The organism is Geobacillus sp. WSUCF1 (assembly GCF_000422025.1).
Taxonomy (GTDB): domain Bacteria; phylum Bacillota; class Bacilli; order Bacillales; family Anoxybacillaceae; genus Geobacillus; species Geobacillus zalihae.
Genome location: NZ_ATCO01000261.1, coordinates 1 through 7,689, shown reverse-complemented (window position 1 = coordinate 7,689; position 7,689 = coordinate 1). Strand labels below are relative to the sequence as shown.

Here is a 7,689-nt window from a genome sequence, read left to right as displayed (position 1 = left end):
GTAGGTCGCTGCTAGGCAATAAACGAGCAGCCAGTTGCATTGGTGCAATTGGCTGCTTTCGTTTTTTGAGGAAAAAACGATAAGGACCCGCTCAATGTCTCTCTTCCTTTCATCTACTAGTATAGAATGTTAGCAATGTGGGAAACATAGAGGATGGGAGGTGGAGAGCGTGAGGACATCAATAGCAGACCGGAATCAACGCGAACATGTATGCATCGTTTGTGAACAGGAAAAAAAGGAAGGGATTTTCCTTTTTGGCCATTTTCTTTGTTTGGACTGCAACCGGGCGATTGTGCAAACGAATACGGACGACCCGAACTACTCGTTTTATGTGCGGCAGCTGCGCAAAATGTTTACATCGAAAATTCACTCGTAATCAGGGCCTGCATTTGGGCCTGTTTTTATTTGCGATTGACGCGACTCGTGCGTTTTTTCGGGCGTTTGTGATACTATATGTTTGATGTTTCTCCTGCATATCCCATGCATTTCGGCAGTCTGCCCGGATGATGGCCGTTCTGGGACAGACAGCAAGGAAAGAGGATGATGATGGATCAAACGAAAACTCCTTTATATGACGCTCTCGTGCACCATTGGGCGCGCCGCCCGGTTTCGTTTCATGTGCCGGGACATAAATACGGCGCTTTGTTTTCGAAACGAGGGAGAGATATGTTTGCGCCGCTGTTGGCGTTGGATGCGACGGAAATTTCCGGCTTGGATGACTTGCATCATCCTGAGTCGGTGATTGCCGAGGCGCAGGCGCTGGCGGCGGAGCTGTATGGCGTTAGGGAGACGTTTTTCCTTGTGAACGGTTCGACGGCAGGGAATTTGGCAATGATCGCCGCCGTGTGTGATGGAAAGAGGAAGAAAGTGATTGTACAACGCAATTGCCATAAATCGGTGATGCATGCATTGCAACTCATGGAAGCCACTCCTGTTCTACTTGCTCCCGAGTTTGATCGTGATGTGTGTGTCGCTTCGCACATTCGTCCTAAAGCGGTCAAAGAGGCGTTGGCGCTTCATGATGATGTTGCTGCGGTTGTATTGACGAACCCAAATTATTATGGAATGGCCGCCGATTTGACAGAAATCGTCCGTCTAGTTCATGAACATGGCATTCCGGTGCTGGTTGATGAGGCGCATGGCGCCCATTTCGTTGTCGGCCCCCCTTTTCCGACATCGGCGCTTCGCTATGGCGCCGATGTTGTCGTGCAGTCGGCGCATAAAACGTTGCCGGCGATGACGATGGGAGCGTTTTTGCATGTAAACAGCGAGCGGGTTGATCTTGAGCGGTTGAAATATTTTTTGCAGTTGTTTCAGTCAAGCAGCCCGTCTTACCCGATTATGGCGTCGCTCGATTTGGCGCGGAGTTATGTCGCCCAGCTTTCAAAAAGCGATGCGGCGGCGATCGTGGCAGAAATTGAGAAGTTTAAAGCAGCCTTGGCCGATATTGACGGGGTGGCAGTCGTTTGTTCCCGCCATTTTGGCGTACAGACCGACCCGCTGAAAGTAACGGTGCAGACGCGCTGTTCCTTGACCGGGTATGAACTGCAACGTTGGCTTGAGCGCGAAGGGGTGTTTGTCGAGCTTGCTGATCGAATGAACGTGCTTTTCGTTTGCCCGCTGGCGGTAACCGGGCGGCTTCAGGAAGCAGCGGAGAAAATCAAACGAGCGTGGCGCGATTTGCCAGATGGCGAGGCGCCGGTGTGTGACGCTTCGCCTTTTCTCGGACCGCTGCTATCGGTTTTAGTCCCGTATAATGAACTGCGCCATTTGCGGACAAAAGCTGTGGCGCTCGAGGAAGCTGAAGGACATATAGCAGCGGAAACGGTCATTCCATATCCGCCTGGGGTGCCGCTCGTGTGGGTCGGAGAACGGATCGGCAGCGGCCATATTGAACAGATCCGCCAGCTTCTTTGTCAGCGGGCGCACATACAAGGCGGAAGCCGGCTGAAAGATGGTCAGTTGGTTGTATACGAATAGGAAGGATGGAAAGGATGCCGCGAGTGATGAACGGATGCTTTTTTTCGTTTGAAGGGCCGGAAGGAGCCGGCAAAACGACGATGATCAGCAAATTGGAGTCGTTGTTGCGTGAGCGGGGGATTGACGTCGTGGCGACGAGGGAGCCGGGCGGGGTGCGCATTGCCGAGGCGATTCGCTCCATCATTTTAAACTGTGATTATACGGAAATGGACGGGCGGACGGAGGCGCTTTTGTATGCGGCGGCGCGCCGACAGCATTTGCTTGAGAAAATCGTGCCGGCGCTTGAGGCTGGGTGCGTCGTCCTTTGCGACCGGTTTGTTGACAGTTCCCTCGCCTACCAGGGATTTGCCCGCGGGCTTGGCATTGAGGAAGTATGGAAAATTAATGAGTTCGCTATTGATGGGTATATGCCGTCGCTGACGATTTATTTTGATATCGATCCGCAAATTGGGCTTGAACGAATCCGACGGAACCGCGGCCGGGAAGTGAATCGGCTTGACCTTGAAACGTTGTCTTTTCATGAGAAGGTGCGAGAAGGGTATCGGGAACTCGCTAGACGGTTTGCCGACCGCATTGTCGTCATCGACGCGAACCGCCCGCTTGATGATGTATTCGCTGAAACAACGGCCGCGGTGCTTTCCCGTTTGAAAGGAAGATGACAGCGCCATTTCCATGAATCCGACCGTGATGATTCCTAGCGGACATGATAGAATAGAAATAAGAAATCAAGGAAGAGTGATGGCGATGCGATGGGAACAGCTAGCGAAACGCCAGCCGGTGGTGGCGAAAATGCTGCAAAGCGGCTTGGAAAAAGGGCGGATTTCTCATGCGTACTTGTTTGAGGGGCAGCGGGGGACGGGCAAAAAAGCGGCCAGTTTGTTGTTGGCGAAACGTTTGTTTTGTCTGTCCCCAATCGGAGTTTCCCCGTGTCTAGAGTGCCGCAACTGCCGGCGCATCGACTCCGGCAACCACCCTGACGTCCGGGTGATCGGCCAGATGGAGGATCAATCAAAAAGGAACAAATCGAATGGCTGCAGCAAGAGTTCTCGAAAACAGCGGTCGAGTCGGATAAAAAAATGTACATCGTTGAGCACGCCGATCAAATGACGACAAGCGCTGCCAACAGCCTTCTGAAATTTTTGGAAGAGCCGCATCCGGGGACGGTGGCGGTATTGCTGACTGAGCAATACCACCGCCTGCTAGGGACGATCGTTTCCCGCTGTCAAGTGCTTTCGTTCCGGCCGTTGCCGCCGGCAGAGCTCGCTCAGGGACTTGTCGAGGAGCACGTGCCGTTGCCGTTGGCGCTGTTGGCTGCCCATTTGACAAACAGCTTCGAGGAAGCACTGGCGCTTGCCAAAGATAGTTGGTTTGCCGAGGCGCGAACATTAGTGCTACAATGGTATGAGATGCTAGGCAAGCCGGAGCTGCAGCTTTTGTTTTTCATCCACGACCGCTTGTTTCCGCATTTTTTGGAAAGCCATCAGCTTGACCTTGGACTTGATTTGCTTTTATATTTATACCGCGATTTGTTGCATATTCAAGCCGGGCAGATGGACGGCGTGTTATACCGCGATCAGCTGGACCGCCTGCAACGATGGGCGCTTGCTTGCCCGCAGCGGCGGATTTTGGCTGGCATGGAAGCGATTTTACAAGCGAAAACGCGTTTAAATACAACAAATATGAGCACGGCGTTGCTTGTTGAGCAGCTCGTTCTTCAATTAAAGCGGTAAAGGAGGGAGAGCCGTTGTATACGGTAGTCGGCGTCCGTTTTAAAAAAGCAGGGAAAATTTATTATTTTGACCCTGGCGATGCCGTTATTCCCGTCGGCGAATTCGTCATTGTCGAGACGGTCCGAGGCATTGAGTACGGAAAAGTCGTCATCGCCAATAAACAAGTCGACGAAAACGACATCGTGCTGCCGCTCAAAAAAGTGATCCGCGTGGCGAATGAGAAAGATAAATGGGTTGTGGAAGAAAACAAAAAGGCGGCGCGCGAGGCGTATGACATTTGCTTGCGCAAAGTGGAGGAGCACGGGCTGGAAATGAAGCTCGTCGATGTGGAATATACGTTTGACCGCAATAAAGTGATCTTTTATTTCACTGCCGATGGGCGCGTCGATTTCCGCGAACTTGTGAAGGACTTAGCGTCGATTTTCCGCACGCGCATTGAGCTGCGGCAAATCGGGGTGCGCGACGAGGCGAAAATGCTTGGTGGCATCGGGCCGTGCGGCCGCATGCTTTGTTGTTCGACGTTTTTAGGCGATTTTGAACCGGTGTCGATCAAAATGGCGAAAGATCAAAACTTGTCGCTCAATCCAACGAAAATTTCCGGGTTGTGCGGCCGGCTGATGTGTTGCCTGAAATATGAAAACGAAGAGTATGAGACGGCGAAAGAACAACTCCCGGATTTAGGGGAATATGTCGAAACACCGCACGGCTTCGGCAAAGTCGTCGGCTTGAACATTTTAGAGCGGGTGCTGCAAATCGAGCTTCCAGAATTCGGACGGGTCGTCGAATATACACTCGATGAGCTGATGAAAAACGGGACGTTGTCCATTCGCGTCGCAGATTAATTTGGGGTGGGGCCAGTGGAAAAAGTAGATAAAAAAGAAGTGTTTCGATCAGTGGCCAATATGGAAGAGCAACTTAGTTATTTTTACCGCGAGCTGGTACAGCTGAAACAGCGCGTAACGGAGCTGTTAGAAGAGAATCACCAGCTGCAAATCGAAAATGCTCATTTGCGCCGTCGGCTTGAACAATTGTCAGAAGCATGGGAAGAAGGCAAACGAAAAGGGGACAAACATGGCAAAAAACTCATCGACATTGGCGAAGGGTATGACAATTTAGCCCGCCTTTACCAAGAAGGGTTTCATATTTGTCACATCCATTACGGAAGCATTCGCACCGAGGGCGATTGTTTGTTTTGCTTGTCGTTTTTGAACAAAAACTAAAGGCAGCGCCACCCTTTCCGTTTCGGAAAGGTTATTTTTTTCAATGGAGGATCGTGCGTCATGGTGGAATTGTACGAGGATGAACGGCTCGATTATTTGTTTAACGAAGAGCTCCGCATCATTCAAAGTCCATCTGTATTTTCGTTTTCCCTTGATGCCGTGCTCCTTGCTCATTTTGCCTATATGCCGATTCAAAAGGGGCAGATTGTTGATTTGTGCACGGGCAACGGGGTGATTCCCCTCTTGTTGAGCCGGCGAACAAAAGGGACGATCATCGGCATCGAAATTCAAGAACGGCTTTGCGACATGGCGAGGCGAAGCGTGCAATACAACGGGCTTGAAGGACAAATCGAGATCATACACGGCGACATTAAAGAAGCGCCGCAACGGATCGGTTACAGCCGGTACGATGTCGTCACGTGCAACCCCCCGTATTTTCCGGCAGTCGGCAAAGACGAACTGAGCAAAAATGAACATATCGCCATCGCCCGCCATGAAATTTATTGCACCCTAGAGGATGTGATTCGAGTCAGCAGCCAGCTGTTGAAGCAAGGAGGGAAGGCGGCGTTCGTCCACCGGCCCGGGCGGCTGCTTGACCTTGTGACGCTCATGCGCCAATACCGTCTTGAGCCGAAACGGCTCCGCTTTGTGTACCCGAAAGAGGGCAAAGAGGCGAACATGATTTTAATTGAAGGGACAAAAGATGCAAGCCCGGACTTAAAAGTGTTGCCTCCGCTTGTCGTGTATGATGAGAATAACGAATATACCGAGGAGACGAAGCGGATCTTATATGGCATTATTTCATCTTAAAGGGGCGGAACAAGGATGCTTTGGCAGCAAAAAAGTTTTACCGAACAAACGGAGCAAGGGACGCTGTACATCGTGCCGACGCCGATCGGCAATTTGGAGGATATGACGTTTCGTGCGGTTAGGACGCTTCAGGAAGCTGATGTCATCGCCGCCGAGGACACAAGGCAGACGAAAAAGCTGCTCGCTCATTTCGGCATTCATACGCCGCTCGTCAGCTACCATGAGCATAATAAATACGCGAGCGGCCGGCAGCTTGTCGAATGGCTGAAGGAAGGAAAAACGGTGGCATTGGTGAGCGACGCCGGGATGCCCGGCATTTCCGATCCGGGCTATGAGCTTATTGCTGCGGCGCTTGCCGAGCGCTGCCGCGTCGTCCCTCTTCCTGGAGCGAACGCGGCATTGACAGCGCTTGTCGCCTCCGGGCTGCCCACGGACCGCTTTTTGTTTGTCGGCTTTTTGAAACGGGCGAAAAAAGAGAAAAAAGAGCAGCTGCTGTCATTAAAAACAGCGGCGGAGACGTTAATTTTTTATGAGGCGCCCCACCGCTTGAAAGAAACGCTCGCTCTTATGTATGATATATTCGGCAATCGGCGCATCGCTCTTGGCCGCGAGTTGACGAAACGGTTTGAGGAGTTCATCCGCGGCGATTTAAGCGATGCGGTCGCCTGGGCGGAAGAACATGACATCCGGGGCGAATTTTGCCTCATTGTCGAAGGGGCGCGAGACGGGAAGAAACAAGAGCAAGAGGGAGAGGAATGGTGGCAGCCGCTTTCGCTTGTCGAACATGTCGATTATTATATTCGCGAGCACAGCCTTTCCGTCAAGGAGGCGGTGAAACAGGCGGCCAGTGATCGAAATATGTCGAAACGCGACGTTTATCGGCAGTATCATCAACAGCAAGAAGAAGAAAAAAAAAGAGTTTCTCTGAAGCCAGAGAAACTTTTTTATTCTTTTTCTTTGTCTGTTGCTGCTTCTAGATGCTGTTGGATCTCCTGCAGCAAAATTTCCGCGCCTTCGCGGCTTAAAATGATTTTGCCGCCGGCCAGTTTGAAGTTGTCGTCCGACACTTCGCCGGTGACGACACACGTCATGTTCGGCTTATACTTTTTCAAAATGATGCGGTCATCGTCAACATAAATTTCCAACGCATCTTTTTCGTTAATATCCAACGTACGTCGCAGCTCAATTGGAATGACGACGCGGCCTAACTCATCGACTTTACGCACGATCCCTGTCGATTTCATCGTCGATTCTCCTCTCCGCAAAAAAGTTTTTTGTCGTTTATTCGTCAATATTCGACAAATTTCCTACAACCTAATCATATCAGTGTTTCCATTAAGCGTCAATCCTTTAATATGTAAAATTTAAAAAAAATGTATATTGTTATTTCAAAAAAAAGTTTGTTTAGAAAGAAAGGAGAAAACGAATGAATTTGCCCATCTAAACTCTATCCTTGTATAACAAATTCGCAGCGATGGTTGAAAACGCGGCCGTATTTTTGCCGGTTTGGGTATATTTTTTCAGCCCACGAGAAATAGATGTTTTTGTAGAATGAAAAAATTATGTAAAATAGAAGTAACGCCGCTCTCGTCGCCGGACGGGGGCTTTTGTGCTCAACAGTACGAGGGAGGGCCTAACCGATGGAGAAAAAAACGTTTTATTTGACGACGCCGATTTATTACCCGAGCGACCGCCTGCATATCGGTCATGCTTACACAACGGTGGCGGGGGACGCCATGGCTCGCTATAAACGGATGCGCGGCTACGATGTCATGTATTTGACCGGCACCGATGAGCATGGGCAAAAAATTCAGCGCAAGGCGGAAGAAAAAGGAGTAACGCCGCAGCAATACGTCGATGAGATCGTCGCTGGCATTCAGGAGCTATGGAAGAAGCTCGACATTTCCTACGACGATTTTATTCGCACAACGCAGGAGCGGCATAAAAAA

The 7,689-nt window shown here is 50.7% G+C and carries 9 protein-coding genes and 2 pseudogenes; 10 read left to right on the top strand and 1 reads right to left on the bottom strand.

Translation table 11 applies throughout. The annotated features are described in order from the left end of the window. Positions 1-169 precede the first annotated feature (169 nt). The 9 genes and pseudogenes from I656_RS00315 to rsmI form a co-directional block, all read left to right on the top strand. Complete coding sequence (locus tag I656_RS00315) at positions 170-376, top strand: sigma factor G inhibitor Gin (RefSeq protein ID WP_011229538.1); 207 nt, start codon at positions 170-172, stop codon at positions 374-376. A gap of 170 nt (positions 377-546) precedes the next feature. Continuing rightward, positions 547-1,980, top strand: coding sequence for an aminotransferase class I/II-fold pyridoxal phosphate-dependent enzyme (locus tag I656_RS00320; RefSeq protein WP_033006942.1), 1,434 nt, complete (start codon positions 547-549; stop codon positions 1,978-1,980). 26 nt (positions 1,981-2,006) lie between these two features. Further along, on the top strand, positions 2,007-2,639 hold the full coding sequence (gene tmk, locus I656_RS00325) for a dTMP kinase (RefSeq protein WP_033006941.1): 633 nt from the start codon (positions 2,007-2,009) through the stop codon (positions 2,637-2,639). Positions 2,640-2,652: 13 nt separating this feature from the next. Then, positions 2,653-3,167: pseudogene (locus tag I656_RS20060) on the top strand (hypothetical protein); the annotation flags it as partial. Between the two features lie 219 nt (positions 3,168-3,386). After that, positions 3,387-3,710, top strand: a complete 324-nt coding sequence (locus tag I656_RS20055; protein ID WP_369770219.1) for a DNA polymerase III subunit delta' C-terminal domain-containing protein — start codon at positions 3,387-3,389, stop codon at positions 3,708-3,710. Between the two features lie 14 nt (positions 3,711-3,724). Continuing rightward, a complete protein-coding gene (locus tag I656_RS00330) occupies positions 3,725-4,552 on the top strand; it encodes a stage 0 sporulation family protein (protein ID WP_011229542.1) in 828 nt (275 codons plus the stop codon). Between the two features lie 15 nt (positions 4,553-4,567). Further along, a complete protein-coding gene (gene yabA / locus I656_RS00335; RefSeq protein ID WP_011229543.1) occupies positions 4,568-4,930 on the top strand; it encodes a DNA replication initiation control protein YabA in 363 nt (120 codons plus the stop codon). Positions 4,931-4,990: 60 nt separating this feature from the next. Further along, positions 4,991-5,740, top strand: coding sequence for a tRNA1(Val) (adenine(37)-N6)-methyltransferase (locus tag I656_RS00340; protein WP_012820433.1), 750 nt, complete (start codon positions 4,991-4,993; stop codon positions 5,738-5,740). A gap of 15 nt (positions 5,741-5,755) precedes the next feature. Beyond that, positions 5,756-6,655, top strand: a pseudogene (gene rsmI / locus I656_RS0117090) (16S rRNA (cytidine(1402)-2'-O)-methyltransferase); the annotation flags it as partial. Positions 6,656-6,684: 29 nt separating this feature from the next. Here the strand turns inward: rsmI and I656_RS18420 are convergent. After that, positions 6,685-6,984, bottom strand: a complete 300-nt coding sequence (locus I656_RS18420) for an AbrB/MazE/SpoVT family DNA-binding domain-containing protein (protein ID WP_011229546.1) — start codon at positions 6,982-6,984, stop codon at positions 6,685-6,687. 396 nt (positions 6,985-7,380) lie between these two features. Between I656_RS18420 and I656_RS00345 the strand changes: the two genes are divergently transcribed. Beyond that, positions 7,381-7,689 (top strand): class I tRNA ligase family protein (locus I656_RS00345; protein ID WP_020756913.1); only part of this gene is annotated, 309 nt, incomplete at its 3' end.

Bases quoted from the DNA above. Each gene is read 5' to 3' on its own strand.
- I656_RS00320 (WP_033006942.1), top strand. From the start codon at position 547: ATGGATCAAACGAAAACTCCTTTATATGACGCTCTCGTGCACCATTGG.
- tmk (WP_033006941.1), top strand. From the start codon at position 2,007: ATGAACGGATGCTTTTTTTCGTTTGAAGGGCCGGAAGGAGCCGGCAAA.
- I656_RS20055 (WP_369770219.1), top strand. From the start codon at position 3,387: ATGCTAGGCAAGCCGGAGCTGCAGCTTTTGTTTTTCATCCACGACCGC.
- I656_RS00340 (WP_012820433.1), top strand. From the start codon at position 4,991: ATGGTGGAATTGTACGAGGATGAACGGCTCGATTATTTGTTTAACGAA.
- I656_RS18420 (WP_011229546.1), bottom strand. From the start codon at position 6,984: ATGAAATCGACAGGGATCGTGCGTAAAGTCGATGAGTTAGGCCGCGTC.